Genomic DNA, 24891 nt, shown 5'->3' with positions numbered 1-24891 from the left:
ATGCATGAGTGAACCGTACTCACTTTGCTGGTATTAAATACGTGCTCTTACGTACGCGCTTGTACGTATTTTATCTCGCACTGATATCCGCTTTAATTTATCCCTGTGGAGATGCTCGCTTTGCCCGAACTCGCCAAAAAAGGAGCCGGCTGATCGTTAAGATCGAGGTACTTCCTGGGTATGCAGGGATGGTTAGAGTTTCTTTTCCTGTGGCGTGAATCGTCCTGTATGGGATGCATTCGGTTTTGATCCATTCTATTAAAGGGGAACTACTCAATGGATGCGGATTATGATATTTTTGAGATTGTCGCAGTCATCCGTGATTATTGGCTCGTCGATTCGGAGTCTTATCAAAGAAAGTATTGCACCAACCATGGACAGTCCTTGGCGCCCGGCTATTATGTCGTTAACTGGCCGGAACATATTCGGGCCAGGCGATTTAACGACCACGCCGAATTTCATGGACCGTTCAAATTACGCAAGGAGGCGCGAGCAGCTCTGGAAAGGATGCACAAGGAAAGGGCACTCGTTTTGACAAGATCATCCGAGGTATCGTCTTTTGCCGCTTTGAATGCTACCCCAATGGAGGTGAAGAAAGGCTGTTCGCAAAGACTAAAGCCGGCAAAGCCGCAAATGCCGAAGCTAAGCAAGCCGTTTGCGGCTTAAAGCCTTGAACAAAGGAGTTTCAGCCCGCAGCTCACCGGAAAACTATAAAAATGACCATTTTCAATAGTGATCGTTAAATGCCCACCTTTTAAAGTTGAGCCTCCGTTCACTGTGAGCTTGCGACTGACTCTTCTTGGCCGGTAGCTACGGTTCGACTTGACTTTGTTCACCAGATCAAATCCAAATTACAAACAGGGATGGCTGGCCGAATTCTACTCAAATATCATGCAAACCTAATTGTGAAATTTTTTCCTGGCGCACCCCGCCCTGGGAATATATACCCCAAGTGGAAAAAAATGAAAGCCGTTTTACATGTTTAGCTACCGCCAGCTCCAGCCAGGTTTTAGTCATGCCATCTACGTTACTCTACTTTCAGCACGACCATAGTGACATCATCATCGAATGAATGACCGCAACAAAATGAGCGCAGTGCTTCAAGGATGGTGTTGATGGTGGCTTCGGGAGATGCCTGACTTTGGGAGGAAAAAAGTTCGCACAATCGGGCAACCCCGAAGAACTCCCCTTCCGGGTTCTGAGCCTCAGTGACGCCATCCGTGTAAAGTAGCACCTTATCTCCTTTTTTGAGTTGCACGCATTTTTCCTCGAACACGACATCTTTTTTAATTCCAATAATCATCCCTTCAGCGTCCAGTTCTTGGCAACTCGACTCATTTTCAATCAATAACAACGGACAATTATGGCCGGCATTGGCGTAACAAAGTTGCCGTAAATTTGAGTTGTAGCGCATATAGAACATGGTGATAAAAAGGTCCGCACCATTGAGATCATCATAGAGCAACTCGTTCAGGGCGAGCAGAGTTGCCGCCGTGCCATCGTGCGTCAGCAAGGCGTCGGTCTTGCTAGTTTCTGCCTTGAGAGTGCTGCGCAGCCCTGCTATGATCAGGGCGGCGCCCATGCTATGTCCCGACACGTCGGCGATGACGATATGCAGGGTGTCGCTGGAGTAAAAATAATCGTAATAATCGCCTCCGACATGGGTTGCCGGAAGGCAAATACCTGCGACCTGGATGCCCTCCAATATTAGCGGCGCCTTTGGTAGGAGCGAGAGCTGGATTTGTTTCGCGATTTCCAATTCATGTCGTTCTTCCTCGGCCCGACGCCGTTCGGTCACATCAGAATGGACGCCGATGAAGTGGGTCAATTTGTCGGCGGAGTCCCATACCGGCGAGATGAGCAGCTCGTTCCAGTAAGGCGTACCTTCCTTGCGATAATTTTTCAAAACCACCTCGCAACTACGCCCTTCCCGTAGAGCACAGCTGATTTCCTCAATAGCGGTCTTGTCGGTGTCCGGCCCCTGCAAGATCCGCATGCTCTGGCCCAACAGTTCTTCGCGAGTGTAACCGGTTATACGGCTCAACGCGGGGTTCACATAAATGTTGGGATTATGCTTCTCGCGGGCATTGGCGATGTTGATTCCCACGCTCGCTGCTTCGATGGCGCGGTCGCGCAGTTGCAGTGCATCTTCGTAGAGCTTGCGGGCAGTAATATCGTGGTCTACGCCAAGCCATTTGATCAGCCGACCATCTTCCCCAAAAAGCGGTTTGCCAGTGGACTCGGTGAATATCTCCCGACCGTCCTTGTGGCGGTATCGGTTAACCAAGTGGTAGAAGGGTTTCTGAACTTTCGGTTCCGAAGGCAATTCGGTCGTCCAGTACTCCTTATCCTCGTCCGTTAACAGTTTCAAATAAGATTTGCCAAGAATTTCCTCAGGTTCATACCCGAGAATCTGTCGTACCGCACTGCTACTGTAGGTATAAAACCCCTCGAGGTCCTGCTCCCACAACCATTCGCCGCTCATTTCGGCCACTTTCCTGAAGCGTTCTTCGCTGGCCAGCAAAGCTTCCTTGTTCTGTTTTTGTTCGGTAATATCCTGTTGGATGGCCAAAAAATGGGTGATGATCCCCGCTCCATTACGTACGGGTGAGATGGTTTCCAATGCCCAATAGAGCTCACCACTTTTTTTTCTATCCTGAATTTCTTCCCGCCATTCTCCCCCTTCAAGAAGGGTTTCTTTCAGCCTTCGGTATTGTTCAGGAGAAGTATGTGGCGATCGCAACAGGGACGGGCTTTTCCCAAGGATATCCTCACAGGTGTAACCTGTCAGAATGGTGAAACTCGTATTCACGTATTCGATCATTCCGTCCGAGTTGGCGATCATCACGGCGCTGGGGCTTTGCTCCACCGCTCTGGAAAGGGTAATCAGTTTTTCCTCGGCTCGTTTTCTGGATGTCAGATCGTGAATGATGCCGACAAACAACCGTCTATCACCCAGCACTGCTTCTCCGATGGATAAATGCAAAGGAAAGAGAGTTCCGTCCTTGCGCTTGCCGGTTACCTCCCGGCCGATACCGATGATCTTTTTGACGTCTGTTCTCAGATAATTTGCAATATAACCGTCGTGCGCATCATGATCTGGGGAGGGCATGAGTAGATTGACGTTAAACCCCAAGACTTCCTCGCGCCTATACCCGAATAATATCTCGGCCGCAGGGTTAAATAATTGAATGATACAGCTTTCATCGATGGCGATAACACCGTCGATAATGGTATCCAGTATTGCACCAAACTTCGATTCGCTATCGCGCAAGGCCACATCGCAAACCGGTAGCGAAGTCATCTCGCGAAATTGGAGCACTGCCCCGCCCACGTTGCCTCCCACACGGACAGGATCAAGACTATACGACACAGAAATAGCGATACCGTTCTTGCGTTTGAATATGCCTTTTTCATCACGGCAATGCTGTCCAGAGACGAATACACGTTCCAGGGAGGCGTTGAGGCTATCGGCAGCAAATGCGTCAACCACGCTGTACTCCACAAGCTCATTTTCTCTGTAACTCAGAATATTCAGGGCGGCGGCATTCACTGCCTGTACCCGCCCCTCCTCGTCGAGCAGGCAGATGCCATCATTTAAGGTATCCAGAACAGCTTGGAGAAGATTTTTTTCGTTCATGATCCTTATTGATCATACCCAATTAGCATTTATTGCGCCGCGCCCCCAGCCATTTATAATTGACGTCCAAATCCCAGTAATTCATAGGAGATGCCGAGCGAGCATGGATCAAACGTTTTCCGGGTTGGGTTGATTAATCCGGCCTGAGCGCAGATTATGCCGCAAATTTTCGATTCACATTTCTCCGGAAAGTTCGCATTTCGCCAGAAGGGATGTCAGGGTTAAAATGCGGTCATCTAGGATAGGCTCTTTATATTAGACTCCTCTATTTTTCCGATGCTGACGGTAATGATGTTGATGATGATAATGGTAACTTCTGTGCTTATATGGCCTGGACTTAACCTTAATCCTGACCGGCGCCACGCCCGTTTTCAACATCCCCAGTTTTTGAGCTGCGCCGCGGGATAGGTCGATTTTTCTGCCCTTGACCCAAGGGCCGCGGTCGTTAATTTTGACATCGACCTTTTTGTGGTTGCGAAGATTCGTGACCTCAACCACAGTGCCCAATGGCAGCGTCAGAGAACCCGCCGTCAACTTGTTCTGATCGAATATTTCCCCGCTCGAGGTCTGTTTGCCTTGAAAGCCTGGCCCATACCAGGACGCCTTGCCGACCTCTTCGTGGGGTCGTAGTACGGACACACTCGCGCGTTTCTCTATGTGCCGATGAGGTCTAACCGTGCGCTCGAGATAACTGCAGCCCGACAAGGTAAACAACCCGAGCAAGATAAATATCGGAAAACGCGTAATAACTTGCATCTTTTTTGGATGATAATTTTTTACATTTCGACTCCATAAAGACGAATAGTTCACCCCATCCCGGCGGTTTTTTATTTCATAAACCCAATACCGCACTACCGCCTCCGACGAACATGACGCAAATCTGGCAAGTAAAATCAATGCCAACTTCAATTGAGGCTAATTTAAGATTAATATCAAGGTTGGGGCAATTATGGAATATTTTCAGTGCTGATTAACAACTTTCCTTACATAGCGCTGTCCTAAACGTTAGTGGAAAGTGGTTTTTTTCTCTCTATTCCTATTCAGGTATGACATGAAAATAAACTTTGCCAAACCGTATTCATGCGTGAAGCTCTGGATCAGCGTGTGGTTTCTGCTGTTTGTTGGCGGCGCTCCGCTATCGAAGGCGGAGACTCTTATGACTCCCCAGCATGTCATCCAGCAGACGGCCGATGAATTGCAAACAACGTTACGAAAGCCGGAATATATTCACGATTTCAAAAAGGCTACCGCGCTGGTAGACGAGATTCTCAGTACTCGTGTTGATTTTGATCGGGTATCTTTACTTGTTCTCGGTAAAAATTGGAAAACCGCCAATGCAGAACAGAGAGAACGTTTTAAGAAGGAATTCCGATTCCTATTAGTGCGTACATTCACTACCGCGTTCACCGAGTATGCTAACTGGAAAATTCGCTTTCTGCCCACGCCGATGCAACCTCTGTCAGACACAAATGCCGTGGTACGGACCGAAATCATCCAACCTGGCGCGCAACCGTCACGCGTGGATTATCGGATGATTTTAACAGGGGACATGTGGAAGGTGTACGACATTCAGATCGATGGCCTCAGTTTGCTGCAAAACTACCGCACCAGTTTCATGGGCGAAGTTGCCAATGGTAACCTAGATCAACTGATTGCTCATCTTGCCCAAAGAAATGCGAATGCGATGAATGCGTCTATTGGGCGCTGAGTTCAGCCTGCATGAAAGTGTACAGGAAGCGCATCTATTAAAAATAAATCACCTCCTGGTAAAGGCAAAGGCGGTTTTTATTGCTGAAACAGGACCTCCAAAGTGCCAGGTTCACGCTAAACTGATGTTTGATTTTGTCCTGTCAAGTCTACAGTTTTATAAGGAGTGGGTGGATCGAGTCCGTCAACCGCTATTTCCGACAGGCTCGAGAGTAGAAATTCGCAAGCGGCCAACAAATCAAGTTGGCAATTTTTTTGAATATATCCTGGCCAAAATTTACCCACGGACCGATTCGCCAAAGAAACTGGCATGCACGGTAGGTATTGATTTAGACAGAGGATTCATCGCTAAGATTGACATTGCAGATCTCGACGCGACAAGCCCACCAAGGCGGGCGCACCTAAATTTACGTGGTCCATTCACTGCCCAGTCGCCCTTTATTGCTGTTTTGTCTGCTAATGAAGGGCTGCAAAAAATCACTTGCCGAACGCGTCGAATAGGGCGACCGGGGCCTCTGAAAAATTGGACAGGCAAAAAACCACCTGCATCTTGGCGCCGCATTCTCATTTTACGATCATCGCAGGCGGCACCGGCAAGACCACGACTGCAGGCATAGCTACTCAATGCTATCGCAAGACGAATCCGGTGACAAATGCGAGCTGAACATTCACTTACTACTTTAGCGGCACCCAGCTGCCGTAAAAAATAAATTTTGATTTTTGTAAAACCTCCCCAAGTAACGCCACAATATAGTTCACTAAAAAATGGCACACGCTAGGTCTCACAATATCCACGAATAGACAATACCGAAGGCCATCCGTTTGATTAATCGACTGATGGGACAACGTATCGTCAAAAATAAATAATTTGTTATCGCACCAATGGTTTTCCAATTTTCTAACTTTAATATATGACGCTCTGTCATGGATGTCATTGATATTATAGAGTACTCTTAAAGTAGCCCGCAGCGGCCCGAAATGTTCGTCCGTGGACTCTTTTTTATTAAAAATGGAAACTCCTATCGTTTTGATATATTTATAATCCTGATGAAACTCCGGAATACTAACGGAATTATCGATATTTATTCCATACCATTTAAAAAACAGCATCCCTCTTTTAACGCTTTCAACACGTTTAGCTAATTTAGCTACAATATTCTCCGACTTGACCGTAGCCAAGATGTGTTGGATCTCTTGCTGACAATCGCTCGGCAAGTCCTCCAGCCGATAGACCTTCTTATTGATATAAGGCAAGGTCAAAATATCCATCAGGATATTAAACGGCGACAACACCCAGGTCGGCACGCCATTGCCGAAAAAATACCGGTACACCAACCTAGCATCAATATGGCTATTCCGGCTCACATCATAGATGCCGCACAGCAGATAAAACAGCATCAGCTCAGAAAAATAATATGCGCTTAGGGCCAGGAATACATACCAGCAGGCGGATTGTACCCAGAATCTTTTTTTTCTCCTGTCATAGGATTTTGTATCCATTTATTAAACCTTTTACCTTCAAATTTATGTGTAATTTCACTTCAATGTATCATATTTTTCAAAACCTCGGCTAGCCGCGCCTCGAAAAGGCCTGGAATCTTGAGGGAACTCATCCATTAAGATTTGATCTATTGCTCGACTAGAGACCAATTTCGGTCGATCCCCCAAGGCTTTTCTACACAATATGGGCGCGGCTCATTTTTTCCGCGCCCGAGAGTCAGGAGAGACCATGCAAACACCAGAATTCGATGTAGTCGTCGTGGGCGGCGGGGTGGCCGGCCTGTATTGCGCGATGCATGCGCCGAACGACTGGAGCGTGGCGCTATTCGAGGGCAGCCATCGCTTCGGAGGCAAACTGGAGACCTTTTCGCTGCATGGCTTCGATGCGGAATACGGGGCAATGCGTTTCGATCCGATCCGGCAGTTCCGCCTCGGCGAGCTGATCACCGAGCTGAATGTCGAAACGCAGCCCTTTCCCGAATACTCGAGTCCCCCGAATCAGCAGCTTCAATGCGATTACCACCTGAATAAGGCCGAAAGTGGACTCGCCACCCTCGATCTGTTCAAACTCGCGATACAGAGGATATTGGACATGTCCGAAGCCGAGATGATGGCGCTAACCGAAGCACAACTGGAGAAGATACGGCGCGAAGGCGTTTACTTCGGCCGTCCGTTATCGGAACAGGGCCTGTGAAACGTGTTCGGCAAGGTGATCAGCCACAATGCCCTGCGCTACATCGTCGCGGAAGGCAGTTTTTTCCATTTCATCCATGAAAACCCGGGTGCCGCCGCCTGGATGATCACCTGGATCAAGATGCTGCAAATGAGCCCGACTCTAAGAACGATGCGCCACGGCATGCATACGTTGACCGAGGCGATGCTCGAACGGCTGCGTATGCGCGCCGTCGAGATTCAGCGGGCGCGCGTCCTCGTGGAACTCGAGGCGTACGGGCGAGACAAGGTTCGACTGCATTTCGCCGAAGGGCAGTCGTGCATCGCAAGGCATGTCGTGCTGGCGCTGCCGGAACACGGCCTGTCCCGAATCGATGGGCTGCCGCCGAGCATCCGGGCGCTGTTCGGCTCGGTGTTGGACATTCCGCACCGAGACCTTAGGCGCCTGCCCGCGCGCGAAATGCATTATCGACGCCGGGATGGCAAGGGTCTGATCATGGTGTATGCGGACCGGCCGTATCTGAATTTCTGGAGCCAATACATTCGCAAGGGCTACGAAACGCGGGCCGAAATCGACGGCGACAAGGAACTGCCGCAAGCCTTCGCGCGCTTCATGAACATCGACCCGAAGCGTATCCTGAGCTACGGCATCCGGCACTGGGGCATAGAGCCTTACGGCGCCGCCTGTCACCTCTGGAAACCGGGCGTATTGTCTTGGAACGTTCAGGATAGGATGGCGGCCTTTTCGCTAGAGCGCCACGCCCCCTTGAACGTACATATCTGCGGCGAGGCTTTTTCTGACTATCAGGGATTTATCGAGGGCGCCCTGCGCAGCGCGCACCAGGTCGTCGACATCATGTCGGAAAAAACATTCAAGAAAACGGCCTGAATCACAACACCGAAGTGGCGGGCCGCACCCTTAATTTAAGCCCGCCCTTCGGACGCAAGGTCACCGCCATGTCATGCTCCGGCTCCTGCTCATCGCAGAGCGCAAAATCGAAATGTTGCGCGAGCATCGCGAGCAGCAGGGTCAGTTCCATCGTCGCGAACTGATTGCCGATACAGAAGCGCGGACCGATGCCGAACGGCAAAAAGGTATATTTCGAGGCTTTCTGGCCGAGGAAGCGTTCCGGCTTGAAAGCTTCCGGATTTTCCCACAGTTCGGGATGGTGATGGATGTTGTAAATGCTGACCATCGCCAGACTGCCTGCCTTGAGCGAGTAGTTTTGTAGGCGGGTATCGCGTGCGACTTTTCGGATCATCAGGGCGACGGCCGGTTTCAGGCGCATCGCCTCGAACAGCACCGCCTTCGTGTAAGGGAGTTGATCGAGCTGATCTCCGTTCGGAATGCCGCCGTTCAGCACCTCGCGCAATTCCGCCCTGAGCTTGGTCATCGCCTCCGGGTACCTGGCCAGATAATACAAGGTCCAGGTCAGCACATTCGCCGAGGTTTCATGGCCGGCCACGAACAGCGTGATCACCTCGTCGCGCAATTGCCGCCGGCTCATGCCGGTACCGGCTTCAGGGTCCGTGCTGCTCAGCAGTAGATGCAATAAGTCATTATATTGCCCGGGGTTCGCCTTGCGTTCGTCGATCATGCCATAAATGATCTGATCCAGTGTGGCCAACGCGCGCTTGAATTCGCGGTTGCGGCGGGTAGGGACCCACAAGGGCGGGTCCAGGGGGCTCAAAACCGTCGCGGCGGCATAACGCAGACACACCTCCAGCGCCGGCGCGATCACATCTACCCGGTCCAGCACGCTGGTGCTAAACATCGTGCGCGTCAAGACTTCGAGCGCCAGATGCAGCATTTCGCCGGAAATGTCGACTTTGGCATCGGGCTCGAATGTCCGCCAGCGCGCGAGCAACTGTGCGCCGGCCTTTTCCATCTCCGGCAGCAAGGTCAAAAGATTCCGGCGCTGAAACACCGGTTGCAGTAAGCGCCGTTGCTGGCTCCACAACTGTCCGGTGCTGGTCACCAGCCCTTGCCCCATGAACAATTGCAGGCCTCTCGGTTTTTGCGGGTTGTACATCTTCAGGAAAACATCCTGCTGCTCGGTCATCGCCTCTTCGACCAGGTCGGGGTGGCTCAGCAGGTAAAAATTTTGCGAGAAAATCCGGAAATTGACGATGTCACCCCATTCATGGTGCCAGCGGATCATGCAGTCGAGCGAGTTTTTTTTGAATTCGGCCAGATGACCAATTACCGGGCGGCCTCTAGGTGTGGGGATCGGAGAGTGCTGCATGAATGAAGTCTGAGTCAATTTTCTGAGTAAGAAATGCGTAGCGGCTTTAACGGTAGCTTATCAAAAGGTTGTTCGCTAAGCCAATTTGACGATAGGCTCATCTTTCGGGGGCGATATTTTAATTTCAGACTGGTGCCCACCGGTAATCGAGTGCAATGGCTGCCAGCATGAGTTCATCGGCTTACCAAGCCGATGACTCATGCTAGATATTCAGCGCCCGGAATGCGGTGCAGGGCTCACATCGTTGCCAGAATCGGTCGAATTCCTCGGTAAGCTGGCGGTTGCGGCTCGGCAAGACGGGACTCCAGACACCAGTGTAACGGTCGCCGAACAGCCGGAACAGATAGCCGTCCCGGTCATTGAAAATAAAGGCCGATGAATATTGCAGGTCTTCGGGTTCGATCGGCGTGCGAAATTCAAACGAGGAAGGGAGTCTTTGGGTGAGTTCAATCAGTGGATGCGCTTGGCCGATAACCGTTGTCGTATCCCGCACGATGATGCGGACACCGCCGTCCTGGCTCTGGATCGCGAATTGCCTGAGGGCGGCGGCGATGTCGGGATGTCCGTACAGCGGGTATTCCAGGTTAGGAGTGCAGATGCCTAGGCTGCGGCGAGCGTCTTTGATGATAGTGAGCGTCGCCCTCAAAGCGTCGTCGAAATGACCGAATTCGACCGCCGCAACCGATGACCGTCCAGGGTTGATGGTTCGCCGCTCAGGCACTTCCAACGGCTGTAGTTTCAGGCGCATCGATTGATGCGGAATGTCGGCCTCGAAGAAGGTCTTTCCTTCTGTGACGAAGCCAAACCGTTTATAAAAACCCAGTGCTGAAAGTTGGGCATTTGATCTGACTTCCGGCCAGCCGCGCTTTTGCGCTTCGGCCAATAACGCCGCCATGATCGATTTACCGACGCCCTGCTTGCGCCAGGCGCTCAGCACTGCCAGGCGGCCAATCTTGCCTTCGGGCGAGAGCCGGCCCGTACCGATCGGATTGTGCTCGCCATCGCGGGCGATCAGATGCAGACTGTGCCGGTCTTGCTCGTCCCACTCGATTTCGGCGGGAATGCGCTGTTCGATCACGAACACCGCGTCGCGCACCGCGTGCAGGTCGTCGTTGTCGGCTTGAAAATCAGCGGGTTCGATACGGTAGTCGGGTATGATCATCTTGGCAGGGGACTTTTGTTCAAATGCAAGATCAAGCCTAGCAGAACGGCAGGGAGTTGATAAGGTTCATTATAAAAAGCCAGCAATACACATCTTCTGATGGAGATGGCTGGGATCAGGAGAATAACATCGGCGCTTATATTCCCCTCATCCCAGCCTTCTCTCTGGAGAAGAAGTAAAAAGCTCGTTGTGTAGCTGCCTGTGCTTACGCGGCAAGACCTAATGAGCCTGCACAGATCAGCTATCGCCATTGCGGTGCATTTAGCCGTCAGAACGCAGTTTGTCGGGTTTTAAAATCGACATTGGCAGCCGCATGCCGGTCGGCCATAAGGTTCCGGCATATGGAACCAGCCCCGCGGTGATCAATGTGACAAGATATAGCGCTCTCGCCCGAACTCCGGGTTATCCAGTCGTTCGGCTCGACCCGGCTATACAACACGGCCGACATCACGCCGGTGCCGAGCAGTATTCTCAGCAAAAAGCCTCCAGCCTGTTGCCGGCTGATAGATCCGGCCTCGACGCAACTTGATGAACAGCAGGGCCGCATTGAAGAAGGCGCCGAGCGCGGTGATCGCGGTCAAAATCAATGCCAAGGAGCCTTCAGCGAACAGACGGCGCAGGAAGTTGGGCAGCTTGAAGGCAGCAAAAAAAGCGTCGGTCGCGATGTCGACGCCGAAAAACCGCGCAATCAGCATGTCTCCGGCAAATCCCAGCCGCCGCGAAATCAGCGTCATGCTGCCGACCGACGCGGTCGATTTCAGTAACTGTTTGCTCAAGTGTGTCCCGTTCTTATTGTTAAGGCCTTGACAATCATATTATTTATCATGATAATGCTCGGTCTATTTAACTCAATTTTGTTTTTTGCACGAGTCGAGACACTATGGCTAATACAGCACAAGCTAAAAAGCGCGCGAAGCAAGCGGAAAAAAGCCGTGTTCGCAACGCGGGGCAACGCAGCAATTTGCGTACTTTCATCAAAAAAGTCATTGCCGCCGTTAACGCGGGCGACAAGGAAAAAGCGCAAGCCGCTTACAACACGGCGGTGCCAGTGATCGACTCCGCTGTAAACAAAGGCCTGATCCATAAGAATAAGGCTGCCCGCGGCAAAAGCAGACTGAACGCAAAAGTCAAAGCGCTTGCTTAATAAAGCGGAACGGCGATAACGCCGAAAAAAAGGCCGAAACTCTTCCGGTTTCGGCCTTTTTTTGTCGTCTTTGTAATCGGCTGACGCGCCGCTTAGATCAGCACCATATTGTCGCGGTGTATCATTTCCGCGTCGTCCGCATAGCCGAGAATCCTTTCAAATTCCGCGCTGTTCTTGCCGGCAATCAGTTCCGCATCTGTCTTGCCGTAATTGATCAGTCCGCGCGCGATTTCATTGCCTTCCTCGTCGACGCAGGAGACCAGTTCGCCGCGTTCGAAGCGTCCTGAAACCGACTTAACGCCGGCAGCCAGCAAGCTCCTGCCGTTGGATTTCAATACCTTGACCGCGCCGGCGTCGATCACCAATTGACCTTTGATTTGCAGTTGTCCCGCCAGCCAGCGTTTTCTGGCAACCAAAGGCTCCAGGTCCGGTACGAAATAGGTGCCGATATTCTTGCCGTCCATCACGCGACTGATCACCTGCTCGGCAACGCCGGGCGCAATCACGGTCGCGGCGCCCGATCTCGACGCCAGCCGGGACGCGCGCACTTTCGTGGACATGCCGCCGCGCCCAAGACCGCTACGGCTCGCGCCGGCCATCTGATCGAGATTCGGATCGTTCACACGAATTTCCGACACCAGCGTCGCGTCGGGATAAACAGTAGGGTCGCCAGTGAACAAACCCTGCTGATCGGTTAGGATGACCAGCAATTCGGCTTCGACCAGATTCGCGACCAGCGCGGCCAGCGTATCGTTATCGCCAAAGCGGATTTCTTCGGTCGCGACGGTGTCGTTTTCGTTGATCACCGGCACTACGCCGAAATCGAGCAAGGTCAACAAGGTGCTGCGCGCGTTCAGATAGCGCCGCCGATCGGAAAGGTCGTCGTGAGTTAGCAGAACCTGTGCCGCGTGCAATCCGTGCTGCTGAAAATTATCGTCGAACACGCGCACCAGACCCATCTGGCCGACCGCGGCCGAGGCCTGCAACTCATGCAATGTTGTTGGACGGACTTTCAAGCCCAGGCGACACATACCCTCGGCGACCGAGCCGGAGGAGACCAGGATCACGTCGATTCCTCTCTGCCGGAGTCCCGCCATTTGCGCGACCCAACCCGCAATCGCAACTTGATCCAACCCCTTGCCACCCTTGGTCAGCAACGAACTGCCGATTTTGACGACGACCCGTTTAACATGCGAAAAATCATTCCTCTTCACTGTCTTCCCGCCGCCGCTGTTCCAAAAACTCCATGATCGCGAACATCAATTCGCGCGTGCCTTCGCCGTTGACCGCCGAAATTTTGAAAACCGGCGCATCCCAGTCGAGCGCATCGACGATCGCATCACAATGGGAATCAACCTCATCCGCAGGCAGAATGTCGATCTTATTGAGCACCAGCCAGCGCGGTTTATCCGCCAGTTCATCGCTCCACTGCTCGACCTCGGAGATGATCTTTTGCGCGGAAGTAACCGGGTCATCGGCGCTTTCATATGGCGCGACATCGATCACGTGCAGCAACAGACCGGTGCGAGACAAGTGTTTCAAAAATTGCAGACCGAGACCCGCGCCGTCGGCGGCGCCTTCGATGACGCCCGGAATGTCGGCGATCACGAAGCTGCGCATCTCATCAATGCGAACCACTCCGAGATTCGGATGCAGGGTCGTGAACGGATAGTCTGCAACTTTCGGGCGGGCGGAGGAGACGGCGCGGATCAGGCTCGATTTGCCGGCATTCGGCATGCCGAGCAGGCCGACGTCGGCAATCAGGGTCATTTCAAGATGCAGCGCGCGATGCTCGCCCGGAGTGCCTTTACTGGCCTTTTGCGGAGCGCGGTTGATGCTGCTTTTAAAGCGGGTATTGCCGAGGCCGTGAAAACCGCCTTTCGCCACCAGCAGAGTCTCGCCGATTTCGGTCAAATCGCCCATGACTTCGCCGGTTTCGGCGTCGCTTACGCGCGTGCCGAGCGGCACCGGAACATAGCAGTCTTCGCCCTTTCTACCTGTGCAATTGCGGCCCATGCCGTTCTGGCCGCGTTCAGCCCGGTGCACGGCATGATAGCGAAAATCCGCCAGCGTATTGACATTTTCGACTGCGACCAGAAAGACGCTGCCGCCGTCGCCGCCATCGCCGCCGTCAGGACCACCCAACGGAATATATTTTTCGCGCCGAAAACCGATGGCGCCATTGCCGCCATCGCCCGCTTCCACGCGTATTTCTGCTTCGTCAACAAACTTCATTGATCAATTATGCCGTGCAGGTTTGCCTGCGTTCAAAACAAAAAAAGCCCCGCGTTTGATTTGCGGAGCTTTCTTGGGGGAGTTCCGGGTTGCTAAGCGCAAATCCCGAAACATGACTTACGGAGTTGCCCTAGATTATCGGTTTAGGCTTAGGCAGCAACGATGCTGACAAATTTACGGCCTCTATCGCCTTTAACCTGGAATACGACTCTGCCGTCGGCGGTCGCGAACAGGGTATGATCCTTGCCGAGACCGACGTTGTCACCGGCATGAAAATGCGTGCCGCGTTGACGAACGATGATGTTTCCGGCTTTGACGACTTCGCCGCCAAAGCGCTTAACGCCTAATCTTTTCGCGTTTGAGTCGCGACCGTTTCGAGTACTACCACCCGCTTTCTTATGAGCCACAATACACCTCTTAAGGAATTATGCAGAAATGCCGGTGATCCGGACTTCTGTGTAATATTGGCGATGGCCCATTTGTTTCATATGGTGCTTACGCCGTCTGAATTTAATGATTTTGATCTTTTTGTGACGGCCTTGCGACAACACGGTCGCGGAGACTTTGCCGCCTTCGATGAAAGGCGCGCCAACTTTGACCGCATCGCCTGACTGAACCAGCAGAACCTTGTCGAATTCAACGCTGTCGCCAGTACCCAGCTCCAATTTTTCTATTTTTAAGGTCGTACCTTCGGCCACCCGGTACTGTTTACCACCCGTTTGAATTACCGCATACATCTGAGTAAGCTCCGTCAAGCATTTACTGTAAAAAGTGAACAGACTATTATATTCGTATTTAACGGCTCGTCAATCAAAATCTGACCATACCGCAAGTTATCCGAATAGGCTAGCATAAAAAAGCTGTTGACATCAATAGGCTTTATTCAATACGATGGGGAGTTTGCTGTTCATATAGGATGCTTCGCAACAGCTCGATTGCAGTGGATTTGCAGTTTACGATCAAAAATAACCCCATTTTCCCATACTGATTAGCATGGCATTGCAAACACACACCGCCCCGAGTCCAACGGCCCCGATCGATTTCGATTCGATCAAGAATTTAACGAAAGACCAAGCCAGAGCCGTTGACCAACTGATCATTGATGAGTTGAGTTCTGATGTGGTGCTGATCAACCAGATGGGCCATTATATCGTTGGCAACGGCGGCAAGCGCTTGCGTCCGATGCTGCTTTTACTCGCGGCGAAGGCGCTCGGCGAAGTTAATGACAAGCATTTGATTCTGGCTGCGGTGATCGAATTCATCCATACTGCGACCTTGCTGCACGACGACGTGGTCGACGAGTCCGACCTACGGCGCGGCAAGGAGTCGGCCAATTCGGTCTGGGGCAATGCGGCCAGCGTACTGGTCGGCGACTATCTGTATTCCCGCGCCTTCGAAATGATGGTGCGCACCGGCAATATGCGGGTGATGGAGATTCTGTCGAAAACCACGACGCTGATCGCCGAAGGCGAGGTATTGCAGCTTCTGAACTGCAACAATCCGGAAACAACCGAAATCAAATACCTAGAAGTGATCTCCCGTAAAACCGCGATCCTGTTCAGTGCCGCGACCCGTCTCGGCGCGGTGATCTCCGGCGTTTCCTCCGCAACAGAAGAAGGCCTGGCGCAATACGGCCAGCATTTGGGCATTGCGTTTCAATTGATCGATGACGCGCTCGATTACAAGGCCACTAAAGAGGAACTCGGCAAGAATCTCGGCGACGATCTCGCCGAAGGCAAGCCGACTCTGCCGTTGATCTATGCGATTCAAAACGGCAGTAAAAACGATGCGGAAATCGTCATCGATGCGATCCAAAACGGCGACCGCGATGCGTTCAATGAGGTCTATGCAGTCGTGCAGCGCACCCAGGCAATCGCTTACACCGAACGCCGCGCCGACGAGGAAGCCGAAAAAGCGATCGACGCGCTCGATGTGCTGCCGGAATCTGATTACAAGGATGCCTTAATTCAGCTGGCGAAATTTTCGGTTCAGCGGAATTATTAATCAAATCGCATTCAATTGATCGATCAGGACGACTGTTCTGTCGATTTTCTTTTTTATCGGACATTTTTATTTAAGACACACATGCCGAAAATCACGATTGAACATAACCCCAGCGAAGAACGTTTGCAAGAATTAGGCGTCGCGAATTGGTCGATTTGGGAGAAAGAAGTCTCCAAGTTCCCGATCGACTTCGACGAAACCGAAACCGCGTATATTCTGGAAGGCGAGATTCTGGTCACGCCGGAAGGCGGCGAGCCGGTGCGAATCCTGCCGGGCGACCTGGTGGTTTTCCCCGAGGGCCTGAACAGCCATTGGGAAGTCGTCAAGCCACTACGTAAGCATTACAGCTACGACTAAGCAGACTGAAAAAAGGCATCTTCGGATGCCTTTTTTTGGCTTACAGTTTAAGCCTTGCACGGAGCGCACCACGCATCATTCAATAAATCCGGATGCGAGGTATTGGGAATACTGCATTTTTTGAGGTAATCCATTCCGATTGCCAAGGTTTCCAGCGTGATTTGGCATCGAAAAGGGGCGCGAAACCCTACTTGGCTACAGCCCTACAAATTATGTGTAGAAATATTAAAACCTATAATCCCAGCAAATTCATTTCCGCTATTTTGTTCCGGCACATATAAACCCATATATATTTGGCTTCGCGGCGTTATATTGAACAACAAATTGACCGTGGCGCCCGATAATGCATCATGCCCACTAATATAATCCATTTGTAATGATAATTTGTTTTTCATTAAAGTAATTTCCGTCCCCATCAGCAGAGCAATCTGACGAGATGTACCGGTTATTGCTGAATTAGCCAAATAGGGCCCGCCGTGCAATGACAGCCATGAAGTCGCATCGTATCGACTGTCCAAGAAATCGAAGTTATACCATCTTTGCGGATGGGCATTTACAATAGCAAGCCCATTCTGAGACCCGACAACTATAGAAAAATCGTCATTGATATCGAAAGTTTTGGCGATACTAAAAAACGTATCACCTTGAAACTGGTTATTGCCGCCTAGAAATTGCGTATTTAATAACGATAAGCCATAGTCCCAGCCATTAGTTGTAGAATACCCTAGAGTTATATTTTCGAAAGCACTGTTTTGATAGACATTCGTCTCTGCGTTAGCCGTCCAAACATTTTCATATTCAGTTAACGGGTTAATTTTTAATCGTTTTTGTTGACGCTTAGTCTTCCCTTTATGCACAACCTTTCCTTTGTGCGCACTATCAGCGGCATAGCTCATACTGATAGGCACGACAACTGTAATGGCTAATATCATCGTTATAAAATGACGTAAGATTCTACGCCATGTAGCAACTTTAACCATGTACTAAACTCGCGATAGGGGCGACATAGTCGTCCCTGAAAAGGCGCGCACCGAGCACCATTCAATAAATCCGAATGCCGGAATACTCGAGAAATTTTACAGTATTTTGGAGGCGAGCAGTTCCGATTGCCAAGGTTTCCTGCACGATTTGGCATCGAAAAGGGGCGCAATGCCCCCCTCTACTGACTTTCCGGCATTGCAGAATCCAATATAAAACCCTCCTTGGTAAACACTTTTCCCGTTGATACCCATTTGATATTCATGATATGTTCTCGTTTCAGTTTCATGAAAACAGCTGAAACCTGATCAAGTCGACCTAAAAAGCACGGTATAAGGGCCGAGGAATCGTTTCCCAAAGGCCAACAAGGAGATAGCGATGATCAATAGACGAGACTTCCTCAAACGCATTGCAGGTGGAATTACTGCCAGCGCTGGCGGCGCTCTATCGCCGGGTATCGCTCTTTCCCACGCTGCCCCGAACGGACCGCCCGAATTACCTTCTGGCGCGCTGAAATCGGCGGTTTTGGAGTCTTTGCCCGGCAAGAAGGCACTGATCAAAAGATCCTTTCGGCCGCCTAATTTTGAGACGCCGCTCGCTTACTTTAACACGCAGTTCACGCCGAATAACGCCTTCTTCGTCCGCTACCATTTAACTAATATCCCGAAAGTCGACATGCAAAGCTGGAAGCTGCATATCGTCGGCGAATCTATCGAAAAACCGCTCGAATTCACGATCGAGGATCTCAAAAGCCGTTTCGAATCGATTGAAATCGCCGCCGTCTGCCAATGCGCCGGAAATCGCCGCGGCATGGTTCATCCCCATGTTCCGGGCGTGCAGTGGGGGAATGGCGCCATGGGCAATGCGCGCTGGAAAGGTGTCAGACTCAAAGACGTGCTGAACAAGGCCGGGCTCAAAAAAGACGCATTGGAGGTCGTGTTCGATGCGGCGGATTCAGGAGCGATTTTCCAAACGCCGGATTTCGCCAAAAGCCTTCCGCTAGGGAAGGCGCTTGATGAAAACACGCTGATCGCTTTTGAGATGAACGGAGAGCCCTTGCCCCATTGGAACGGTTTCCCGATTCGATTGGTCGTGCCGGGATGGGCGGCGACTTACTGGGTCAAGCATCTGAATTCGATCGGCGTGATCGCCAGGCCCTTCGATGGCTTTTGGGTAAAAACCGCCTATCGTCTGCCGAAGGAAACGTTTCCGATGACCGAAAGATTTCTGTCGCAAGAAAACGGGATCAATACGCCGATCACTGAAATAATGGTCAATTCATTAATCACTCATACCGAGCCCGAACAACGCTTCAGACTTGGCCAATTGGTTGAAATCAAAGGGATCGCGTGGGATGGCGGCCACGGGATTGAACAGGTTGAAGTATCCGTCGATAAAGGACTGTCATGGCGAGAAGCCGAAATCGGACAGGATTATGGCCGCTTTTCCTGGCGACAATGGCGATTCCGCTTTAAACCTCACAAAAAAGGAACCTACCACCTGATGGTCAAGGCGACGAACCGTATCGGTGTTACGCAACCCTTTGAACTGATTCAAAACCCGGGGGGCTATCACCATAATCTGGTGCAGACAATCGCTCTGCAAGTCATTTGACGGGAGGCGGCCATGAAAACAGGGGTTCTGTTCGTAAACATCTTAATGATGGCATCAACCGCGCTTGCCGATGAAAGCAGCATTCAACTGAAGGAAGGCCCGGGGAAAACACTGGTAACGGCCAATTGCACGATGTGCCACAGCCTCGATTATATCCAGATGAATTCGGGGGTTCTGGACAATTCAGGATGGCAAAAGACTGTCGATAAAATGATCAAGGTGATGGGCGCTCCAATCAAGCAGGAAGACGTAGACCCTATCGTGGCTTATCTGGCGAAGAATTACGGAAAGTAAGCGGAAATAGTGATTCGGCCTGGGTTGGCGCCTTGCGGAAACCCCGCCCCCCTTTTTCCACTCGATAGGCTAAGTTTCGTTCCTAAAATATAAAACATTTATTAGACGCATCTTAGCGTATAGTGGACACACTGACCTAAGCGATGGCAAACCAATATGTCATTACTGCACTTAGGTAAAGCAATTGACAAGCCTTCAACTATCCGAATCAGGAGTGGTTATGATTTCCTTCCCCAGACTTGAATCCTGGAATAATTTGACAAAAATGGCTACCGTGGTGGCGCAAGTCGACAAAAGACGGGTGCTCTGCCGTATCTCGTATGAGAGTCTGAGAGCTAAATTTGGCGCTTCGGATGATAAGTTCATGCAGTCGGTGGCCCAACATCGCGCGGATATACAAGAGGCGGCGAGAAGGCTGATAGAGCGGGATGACTATGAGGCGGACGGTTCCGTTCTTATCCAAACTAGCGACCTCCAGTAACCACTAAAATTGCCCTAGCAGCGATAAGCATGGTTGCGGGATACATGCTGTGCCGCTTTATTCGCTTTAAACTCTTTCTATGCACGCATCCCAGCACATAATTAATCAAACAAAAAAATGGATCGATGATGTCGTGGTGGCTTGTCATTTCTGTCCTTTTGCCGCTCAGGCAGTCAAGCAGAAAAAAATCCATTACGAAGTTGAAACCAGTACAGGTTCGGATGCCTGCATGGATGCCGTGTTACGCGAACTCATCCGGTTGGACAATGATGCCGACATTGAAACCAGTTTTCTGATATTTCCGCACACATTCACCCAATTTGATGATTTCCTTGACCTGGTAGCGCTTGCAGAGGCGCTTTTAAAACGAAACGGATACGACGGCATTTATCAATTGGCCAGCTTTCATCCCTTGTACCAGTTTGACGACGCGCCTGAAAATGATGCGGCAAATTATACCAACCGGTCGGCTTACCCCATGCTGCATTTGTTACGGGAGGCCAGCATTGACAGGGCTCTGGAACATTATAAAAACCCGGAAAACATTCCGGCCGCCAATATCGAGTTTGCCAGGGGAAAAGGGTTATCTTTCATGGAGAAACTAAGAGATGCCTGTTTTTAGGGCGGGATTGCTCCGTTATGGTGGGCGACCTGGTGGCTTATCCGGAAGGCCTAAATGGCCGTCAAGCCATTGCGCAAGCTTTGCATTGATGTAGGCTGGAGCTTTGCGGAAACCCAGTGTCCCTTCTCTCGAAATTCAGGGTATCGTTCATCAGCCTACGGACTGGTGTGATTTAGCATCGAAAAGGGGAAAGTGCCCCCTAGCTATCTGTGTCATCTCGTTTGTATTGTTCTCAGGATTCCATAATTTAAGGGATGTATGTCTCAAAATATACTTTAAAGATAAATTAATATACTAGACTATAAAGCTATTCAAAAAATAAAAATAGATAGGCCTAAAGTCAGATGATGAACTATCACATCAACCATCATTTACAAAAATTCTGCCGCGAGACTCCTGATATTCTGGGCTGCGCAATGATTGATTTAGAAGGCGTGATCACTGCCTCTGTCTTAAGTCGAAAAATCGATGAGGACTTGATTGGGGGAATGAGTTCTTCGATGTTAGGGATCGGCGAAAGGATATCGGCCGAGCTGATGGATTCGGATTTAGAACAGGTTTATGTTCGTTCCCCTAATGGCTATGTGATTCTCAACGCAGTCGGCGATCAAGCTTTGTTGCTGGTCCTGGCTGCGAAGCGGGCCAAGCTTGGCCTGGTATTCATGGAAATACAAAGGACTGTGGAAGAGCTACAAAAAGCCGTAGAAGCCGAAAAATGGCTGAGTTGAAATACCTATGGCTAAACATTATCAGCAATAAATTTGAGTGTCCATATATACAGCTTTTATTAGCCGGAAACGAGCTAATTTTGTGGCAATACTGCCATTTTGCGCCTTTATCCGGCAGTTAGATAGAGCGTCCAAAGAGGGTGACTTGGCTCAAACATCACGATCTGATTTTTTGCCAGCGCTCATGCATCGATAAAACCTGAAGAGGAAATAATAATGACTATTGAAGAAAGGGTTGCAAATCAATATAAAAATATCGATGTTGGGAATGCTCTTAGCATTGTACGTCCTACTCTGGGTAATAATGCCGGTGTGGCTTTGTATCGCTTGCTGCGGCTGGTTGCATTGGAAGATATTATTGGTAGAGGAGCGGCCGGGGCGGCTTATCTGGCAGGAAAAAAACTCGGCATGTCATTGGGGCTGACCCAACTAGAAGATTTTCTTCAATTATGCAAGGATCTGAATATCGGGATCATTGAAGTGCCCCTGGCCACAGAAAACAAAATTCATGTCGATGTTTATGAATGCGTTACGTGCAGCGGCCTGGAGACGGTAGGGCGTCCTATTTGTCATTTCGAAGGCGGATTGATTGCCGGTGCAGTTCAGACTATTACTGGCCGCAATGTTCGAGCTCATGAGGTAACATGCATTGGCGGCTTAGGCGACGAAACCTGCGGGTTTGATCTGGAGATCAGCTGACGCGTAAGGGATACAGTTCCGGAAACACTCCTGAAAATGCCGTCCGCACTAACTCATAGCGAGTAGCCCGGATGCAACGCAGTGGAATCCGGGGGAGCGGTGCGCAGTTCCCCGGATTACGCAAAGCTTCATCCGGGCTACGCTTCAATCTGATTCGTTCAACGAACCTTCCAAACCCTAAGCTTCCGCCCCTTGATCGTCCCCTCCGCCAATTGCTTGACCGCCTGATTGGCCATGCCCCGCTCGATGGCGACATAAGAGTGATTGTCGGTAATATCGATTTTGCCGACATACTTGCCTTCAATCCCCGCCGCGCCGGTCAACGCGCCCAGGATATCGCCGGGCCGGATTTTGCTTTTCCGCCCGCCGTCGATGCAAAGGGTCGTCATCGGCGCCGTAAGTTCCACTTTTGTAGCCGGTGGCAAGGCGGCGATATCCATATAAGTGACCGGATGTTGCTGATAATCCTCGATCGCGTTGATTCTATGGGCATCTCTGGGGCTATACAGGCTCAACGCCAAACCTTCCTTCCCGGCCCTGCCGGTGCGGCCGATACGGTGGATATAGACTTCGGGCTCGTAGGGGATTTCATAATTGATCACCATCTCCAAGTCCTTGATGTCCAGGCCGCGCGCGGCGACGTCGGTGGCGATCAACAGCGGGCAGCTTTTGTTGGTGAACAGCAATAATACGCGGTCGCGGTCTTTTTGTTCCAGATCGCCGTTCAATACCAAGGCATGCTGGCCATGTTTTTCGAGCGCGTCCGCGACCTCTTGGCACTGGGCTTTGGTGTTGCAGAAAATGACCGCCGATTCGGGGCGGTAATTGGCCAGCAACGTGACTAAATGCTTACTTCTTTCCGCATGGCTGATTTCAAAAAACAATTGCTCGATCGGATTGTCCCGGTGCGTGATTTCGACTTTGACTTCGACCGGATTTTTTTGAATGCCGGCGCTCATTTTTTTGATTTCGTCGGGATAAGTCGCCGAGAATAATAACGTTTGCCGGTCTTTCGGCGTGGCCTTGATGATCTTGATGATGTCGTCGTAAAAACCCATGTCCAGCATGCGGTCGGCTTCATCCAGCACCAGCGTGTTGATTTGGTCCGGATTCAGGGTGCCTTTGTCCAGATGCTGTTGAATCCGCCCCGGCGTGCCGACCACGATATGCGGGCTGTGCTGTTGCAGCGACTCGTATTGCGGACGAATCGGCGTGCCGCCGCACAGGCTCAGTAATTTAATGTTCGGGATGAAGCGGGCGAGGCGGCGAATTTCCTTACTGACCTGATCGGCGAGCTCGCGGGTCGGGCAGAGAATCAGCGCCTGGACACTATAATCCTGTGGATCGAGCCGGGTTAAGAGGCCGATGCCGAAGGCGACGGTTTTGCCGCTGCCGGTCTTGGCCTGGGCGATCAGGTCCTGGCCTTTTAAGATGGCGGGCAGGCTGGCCTGTTGAATCGGCGTCATTTGCTGGTAGCCCAGCGAGTCGAGATTGGCGCGCAGCGCGGGACTTAATAGATCGGGAAAATGGGATATGGACACGAATGAAGAATCTCAAAGAGAGAAAAAACAGCTATCATAACAGATAAGGCCTGCCCGATTTTTGTCTGCGGCGAGTCGATGCCTTTATTTTCAAGATAAACGTCCGGAGTTACGGTAAAGCTTGTTTGATTCGGACAACGATTAACAATCCGACCGTTCGATTGCGATAGGCCGATTGTTTTCTACAAAAGGCAAAGGATCTGGTCGAGTGATTTAACTAACCGATTGCTTCGAAAAGGCTCCGGTAGATTCGCGATCCGAAATCGGAGCTTTCGTGCATTATTCGGCTATTTTAACAAGCCAGCCGCCCGAGCCTTTACAACGGTTTTGACCTTCGGCAGCAATGTCAACCCTGGCGTATGTGCCTTTGATTTGCGCGGGCAGCGTTCCGCTTACCGTAATATCGCCGGCTTTTTCGGACGCGGTTTTGACCGGAATCGGCAGCCCCTTTACGGTCGCCTTGATGCTATCCGGATAAGTGTTAGGCGACGCAGTAAAAGAAAAGCCAGACCCAGCCGCAACCTCGGTATTCTCAGCCGGAACAAAGTCGCTGAATTTGGGTTTGACGCAGGCTTTCGAGCTACCGCCGCTTCCATAAGCCTGGCAAGTGCCGCTAATCAGCATTAGAATCAAAAAACGGATAAAATGATCTCGTTTCATCGTCAAGCCTCCTCGTTATTATCACTTTGAACTATGTAAAATAACGGGTTTCGGACGATTGTCAAATCGGATGGAATTCCGAATCGAAATGTGGCCGCAAACAACTTCTCCCGCAAGAAGATCGTAAGATGATGGAGTGGTCAGATAAAGGCTGAAGAATTTACCATGCGGTCAACCCTAAACATTTACCGCATTACCTTGCCATAAGATTATTCATAATCGACGCCATCAAAATAAGCACATTTAGCAGGCAAATCTTGGGCGACCAAATTCGGCCACTGACAGTTGGCGTACGCCCTTGAAGGGCGGGTTTATGTGACATCGCGGTCGGTGATGAATGATTGAATCTGAATGATATTCAGTTGAGGGCAACATGTACATTTTGTGCGGGATCCCGTTGAGACAAAATGATTTTGAAAGGTATTCTTGTCGACTGAGATTGAAACGAGTATAAGATAATCATTGTTAGATAACGCCTGTAAGAGGGCTTTGAACCGCCCTGGGTTTGATGGAGGCTTCAACTTTTGAGAAGATGAAGCTATGAAAGAGAAAACCACAAACCATTATTCACCCGAATTTCGGGAACGAGCGGTTCGCTTGGTGCGGG

At 50.8% G+C, this 24891-nt stretch carries 27 protein-coding genes and 1 pseudogene; 14 read left to right on the top strand and 14 right to left on the bottom strand.

Annotation, left to right across the window (positions count from 1 at the left end):
- Positions 1-276 precede the first annotated feature (276 nt).
- Entirely contained in the window at positions 277-666 is a 390-nt protein-coding gene (locus tag U2W12_RS02560) for a hypothetical protein (RefSeq protein ID WP_326499106.1), read from the top strand.
- A gap of 216 nt (positions 667-882) precedes the next feature.
- Here U2W12_RS02560 and U2W12_RS02555 read toward each other — a convergent pair whose 3' ends face one another.
- From U2W12_RS02555 to U2W12_RS02545, 3 genes are all read right to left on the bottom strand, one after another.
- Complete coding sequence (locus tag U2W12_RS02555) at positions 883-1017, bottom strand: hypothetical protein (RefSeq protein ID WP_326499105.1); 135 nt, start codon at positions 1015-1017, stop codon at positions 883-885.
- A gap of 10 nt (positions 1018-1027) precedes the next feature.
- Positions 1028-3640 (bottom strand): PAS domain S-box protein, encoded by a 2613-nt coding sequence (locus U2W12_RS02550; protein WP_326499104.1) that lies wholly within the window; start codon positions 3638-3640, stop codon positions 1028-1030.
- Positions 3641-3895: 255 nt separating this feature from the next.
- Positions 3896-4396, bottom strand: coding sequence for a septal ring lytic transglycosylase RlpA family protein (locus U2W12_RS02545; protein WP_326499103.1), 501 nt, complete (start codon positions 4394-4396; stop codon positions 3896-3898).
- A 295-nt stretch (positions 4397-4691) separates the two neighbouring features.
- On the opposite strand from U2W12_RS02545, the gene U2W12_RS02540 reads away from it, so the two are divergent.
- Positions 4692-5348 (top strand): ABC transporter substrate-binding protein, encoded by a 657-nt coding sequence (locus U2W12_RS02540; RefSeq protein WP_326499102.1) that lies wholly within the window; start codon positions 4692-4694, stop codon positions 5346-5348.
- A complete protein-coding gene (locus tag U2W12_RS02535) occupies positions 5329-5964 on the top strand; it encodes a hypothetical protein (RefSeq protein ID WP_326499101.1) in 636 nt (211 codons plus the stop codon). The genes U2W12_RS02540 and U2W12_RS02535 overlap by 20 nt, the downstream gene beginning before the upstream one ends.
- 58 nt (positions 5965-6022) lie before the next feature.
- Here U2W12_RS02535 and U2W12_RS02530 read toward each other — a convergent pair whose 3' ends face one another.
- The gene (locus U2W12_RS02530; protein WP_326499100.1) at positions 6023-6847 is read right to left on the bottom strand and encodes an aspartyl/asparaginyl beta-hydroxylase domain-containing protein; all 825 of its coding nucleotides are present in this window, start codon (positions 6845-6847) and stop codon (positions 6023-6025) included.
- A 229-nt stretch (positions 6848-7076) separates the two neighbouring features.
- On the opposite strand from U2W12_RS02530, the gene U2W12_RS02525 reads away from it, so the two are divergent.
- On the top strand, positions 7077-7541 hold the full coding sequence (locus U2W12_RS02525; protein ID WP_326499099.1) for an FAD-dependent oxidoreductase: 465 nt from the start codon (positions 7077-7079) through the stop codon (positions 7539-7541).
- A gap of 3 nt (positions 7542-7544) precedes the next feature.
- Positions 7545-7880: pseudogene (locus U2W12_RS02520) on the top strand (FAD-dependent oxidoreductase); the annotation flags it as partial.
- 529 nt (positions 7881-8409) lie between these two features.
- On the opposite strand, the gene U2W12_RS02515 reads toward U2W12_RS02520, so the two are convergent.
- From U2W12_RS02515 to U2W12_RS02505, 3 genes are all read right to left on the bottom strand, one after another.
- Positions 8410-9765, bottom strand: a complete 1356-nt coding sequence (locus U2W12_RS02515) for a cytochrome P450 (RefSeq protein WP_326499098.1) — start codon at positions 9763-9765, stop codon at positions 8410-8412.
- Between the two features lie 202 nt (positions 9766-9967).
- Positions 9968-10927: a GNAT family N-acetyltransferase gene (locus U2W12_RS02510; RefSeq protein WP_326499097.1), complete on the bottom strand. Its 960-nt coding sequence runs from the start codon at positions 10925-10927 to the stop codon at positions 9968-9970.
- A 428-nt stretch (positions 10928-11355) separates the two neighbouring features.
- Positions 11356-11703, bottom strand: a complete 348-nt coding sequence (locus tag U2W12_RS02505) for a lipid II flippase MurJ (RefSeq protein ID WP_326499096.1) — start codon at positions 11701-11703, stop codon at positions 11356-11358.
- Positions 11704-11807: 104 nt separating this feature from the next.
- Between U2W12_RS02505 and rpsT the strand changes: the two genes are divergently transcribed.
- The gene (gene rpsT, locus U2W12_RS02500) at positions 11808-12071 is read left to right on the top strand and encodes a 30S ribosomal protein S20 (RefSeq protein WP_024298871.1); all 264 of its coding nucleotides are present in this window, start codon (positions 11808-11810) and stop codon (positions 12069-12071) included.
- A 92-nt stretch (positions 12072-12163) separates the two neighbouring features.
- Here the strand turns inward: rpsT and proB are convergent, their stop codons facing one another.
- From proB to rplU, 4 genes are all read right to left on the bottom strand, one after another.
- Positions 12164-13285, bottom strand: coding sequence for a glutamate 5-kinase (gene proB, locus U2W12_RS02495; protein WP_326499095.1), 1122 nt, complete (start codon positions 13283-13285; stop codon positions 12164-12166).
- A complete protein-coding gene (gene cgtA / locus U2W12_RS02490) occupies positions 13272-14306 on the bottom strand; it encodes an Obg family GTPase CgtA (RefSeq protein WP_326499094.1) in 1035 nt (344 codons plus the stop codon). The genes proB and cgtA overlap by 14 nt, the downstream gene beginning before the upstream one ends.
- Positions 14307-14455: 149 nt before the next feature.
- Positions 14456-14713, bottom strand: a complete 258-nt coding sequence (gene rpmA, locus U2W12_RS02485) for a 50S ribosomal protein L27 (protein ID WP_326499093.1) — start codon at positions 14711-14713, stop codon at positions 14456-14458.
- A gap of 18 nt (positions 14714-14731) precedes the next feature.
- Positions 14732-15043, bottom strand: a complete 312-nt coding sequence (gene rplU, locus U2W12_RS02480) for a 50S ribosomal protein L21 (protein ID WP_326499092.1) — start codon at positions 15041-15043, stop codon at positions 14732-14734.
- Positions 15044-15299: 256 nt separating this feature from the next.
- Between rplU and ispB the strand changes: the two genes are divergently transcribed.
- Together ispB and U2W12_RS02470 are read left to right on the top strand one after the other, a co-directional pair.
- The gene (gene ispB, locus U2W12_RS02475; protein WP_326499091.1) at positions 15300-16310 is read left to right on the top strand and encodes an octaprenyl diphosphate synthase; all 1011 of its coding nucleotides are present in this window, start codon (positions 15300-15302) and stop codon (positions 16308-16310) included.
- Between the two features lie 81 nt (positions 16311-16391).
- Positions 16392-16667, top strand: a complete 276-nt coding sequence (locus U2W12_RS02470; RefSeq protein ID WP_326499090.1) for a cupin domain-containing protein — start codon at positions 16392-16394, stop codon at positions 16665-16667.
- A 203-nt stretch (positions 16668-16870) separates the two neighbouring features.
- On the opposite strand, the gene U2W12_RS02465 is transcribed toward U2W12_RS02470, so the two are convergent.
- Positions 16871-17599, bottom strand: a complete 729-nt coding sequence (locus tag U2W12_RS02465; protein WP_326499089.1) for a hypothetical protein — start codon at positions 17597-17599, stop codon at positions 16871-16873.
- Positions 17600-18023: 424 nt separating this feature from the next.
- On the opposite strand from U2W12_RS02465, the gene U2W12_RS02460 reads away from it, so the two are divergent.
- The 6 genes from U2W12_RS02460 (at position 18024) to U2W12_RS02435 (ending at position 22083) form a co-directional block, all read left to right on the top strand.
- Entirely contained in the window at positions 18024-19259 is a 1236-nt protein-coding gene (locus U2W12_RS02460) for a molybdopterin-dependent oxidoreductase (protein ID WP_326499088.1), read from the top strand.
- Positions 19260-19271: 12 nt separating this feature from the next.
- On the top strand, positions 19272-19553 hold the full coding sequence (locus U2W12_RS02455) for a cytochrome c (RefSeq protein WP_326499087.1): 282 nt from the start codon (positions 19272-19274) through the stop codon (positions 19551-19553).
- A gap of 220 nt (positions 19554-19773) precedes the next feature.
- Entirely contained in the window at positions 19774-20034 is a 261-nt protein-coding gene (locus U2W12_RS02450) for a DUF1488 domain-containing protein (protein ID WP_326499086.1), read from the top strand.
- Positions 20035-20113: 79 nt separating this feature from the next.
- Positions 20114-20656, top strand: a complete 543-nt coding sequence (locus tag U2W12_RS02445; protein WP_326499085.1) for a DUF1415 domain-containing protein — start codon at positions 20114-20116, stop codon at positions 20654-20656.
- A 344-nt stretch (positions 20657-21000) separates the two neighbouring features.
- Positions 21001-21384, top strand: coding sequence for a roadblock/LC7 domain-containing protein (locus U2W12_RS02440; RefSeq protein ID WP_326499084.1), 384 nt, complete (start codon positions 21001-21003; stop codon positions 21382-21384).
- Between the two features lie 216 nt (positions 21385-21600).
- Positions 21601-22083 carry a DUF2507 domain-containing protein gene (locus tag U2W12_RS02435; protein ID WP_326499083.1) on the top strand — a complete coding sequence of 161 codons (483 nt, stop codon included), beginning with the start codon at positions 21601-21603 and terminating at the stop codon, positions 22081-22083.
- A 158-nt stretch (positions 22084-22241) separates the two neighbouring features.
- Here the strand turns inward: U2W12_RS02435 and dbpA are convergent, their stop codons facing one another.
- Positions 22242-23624, bottom strand: coding sequence for an ATP-dependent RNA helicase DbpA (dbpA, locus tag U2W12_RS02430; RefSeq protein WP_326499082.1), 1383 nt, complete (start codon positions 23622-23624; stop codon positions 22242-22244).
- Between the two features lie 279 nt (positions 23625-23903).
- Positions 23904-24284 (bottom strand): hypothetical protein, encoded by a 381-nt coding sequence (locus U2W12_RS02425; RefSeq protein WP_326499081.1) that lies wholly within the window; start codon positions 24282-24284, stop codon positions 23904-23906.
- Positions 24285-24891 lie beyond the last annotated feature (607 nt).

Origin of the sequence: Methylomicrobium sp. Wu6, from assembly GCF_035916875.1 — a bacterium.
Lineage (GTDB): Bacteria > Pseudomonadota > Gammaproteobacteria > Methylococcales > Methylomonadaceae > Methylomicrobium.
This window is presented reverse-complemented; position numbering and strand designations above follow the sequence as displayed.

Coding starts and splice junctions, on each gene's coding strand:
- U2W12_RS02560 (WP_326499106.1), top strand. CDS start 277: ATGGATGCGGATTATGATATTTTTGAGATTGTCGCAGTCATCCGTGAT.
- U2W12_RS02555 (WP_326499105.1), bottom strand. CDS start 1,017: ATGACTAAAACCTGGCTGGAGCTGGCGGTAGCTAAACATGTAAAACGG.
- U2W12_RS02550 (WP_326499104.1), bottom strand. CDS start 3,640: ATGAACGAAAAAAATCTTCTCCAAGCTGTTCTGGATACCTTAAATGAT.
- U2W12_RS02545 (WP_326499103.1), bottom strand. CDS start 4,396: ATGCAAGTTATTACGCGTTTTCCGATATTTATCTTGCTCGGGTTGTTT.
- U2W12_RS02540 (WP_326499102.1), top strand. CDS start 4,692: ATGAAAATAAACTTTGCCAAACCGTATTCATGCGTGAAGCTCTGGATC.
- U2W12_RS02535 (WP_326499101.1), top strand. CDS start 5,329: ATGCGTCTATTGGGCGCTGAGTTCAGCCTGCATGAAAGTGTACAGGAA.
- U2W12_RS02530 (WP_326499100.1), bottom strand. CDS start 6,847: ATGGATACAAAATCCTATGACAGGAGAAAAAAAAGATTCTGGGTACAA.
- U2W12_RS02525 (WP_326499099.1), top strand. CDS start 7,077: ATGCAAACACCAGAATTCGATGTAGTCGTCGTGGGCGGCGGGGTGGCC.
- U2W12_RS02515 (WP_326499098.1), bottom strand. CDS start 9,765: ATGCAGCACTCTCCGATCCCCACACCTAGAGGCCGCCCGGTAATTGGT.
- U2W12_RS02510 (WP_326499097.1), bottom strand. CDS start 10,927: ATGATCATACCCGACTACCGTATCGAACCCGCTGATTTTCAAGCCGAC.
- rpsT (WP_024298871.1), top strand. CDS start 11,808: ATGGCTAATACAGCACAAGCTAAAAAGCGCGCGAAGCAAGCGGAAAAA.
- cgtA (WP_326499094.1), bottom strand. CDS start 14,306: ATGAAGTTTGTTGACGAAGCAGAAATACGCGTGGAAGCGGGCGATGGC.
- rplU (WP_326499092.1), bottom strand. CDS start 15,043: ATGTATGCGGTAATTCAAACGGGTGGTAAACAGTACCGGGTGGCCGAA.
- ispB (WP_326499091.1), top strand. CDS start 15,300: ATGGCATTGCAAACACACACCGCCCCGAGTCCAACGGCCCCGATCGAT.
- U2W12_RS02470 (WP_326499090.1), top strand. CDS start 16,392: ATGCCGAAAATCACGATTGAACATAACCCCAGCGAAGAACGTTTGCAA.
- U2W12_RS02465 (WP_326499089.1), bottom strand. CDS start 17,599: ATGATATTAGCCATTACAGTTGTCGTGCCTATCAGTATGAGCTATGCC.
- U2W12_RS02460 (WP_326499088.1), top strand. CDS start 18,024: ATGATCAATAGACGAGACTTCCTCAAACGCATTGCAGGTGGAATTACT.
- U2W12_RS02455 (WP_326499087.1), top strand. CDS start 19,272: ATGAAAACAGGGGTTCTGTTCGTAAACATCTTAATGATGGCATCAACC.
- U2W12_RS02450 (WP_326499086.1), top strand. CDS start 19,774: ATGATTTCCTTCCCCAGACTTGAATCCTGGAATAATTTGACAAAAATG.
- U2W12_RS02445 (WP_326499085.1), top strand. CDS start 20,114: ATGCACGCATCCCAGCACATAATTAATCAAACAAAAAAATGGATCGAT.
- U2W12_RS02440 (WP_326499084.1), top strand. CDS start 21,001: ATGATGAACTATCACATCAACCATCATTTACAAAAATTCTGCCGCGAG.
- U2W12_RS02435 (WP_326499083.1), top strand. CDS start 21,601: ATGACTATTGAAGAAAGGGTTGCAAATCAATATAAAAATATCGATGTT.
- U2W12_RS02425 (WP_326499081.1), bottom strand. CDS start 24,284: ATGAAACGAGATCATTTTATCCGTTTTTTGATTCTAATGCTGATTAGC.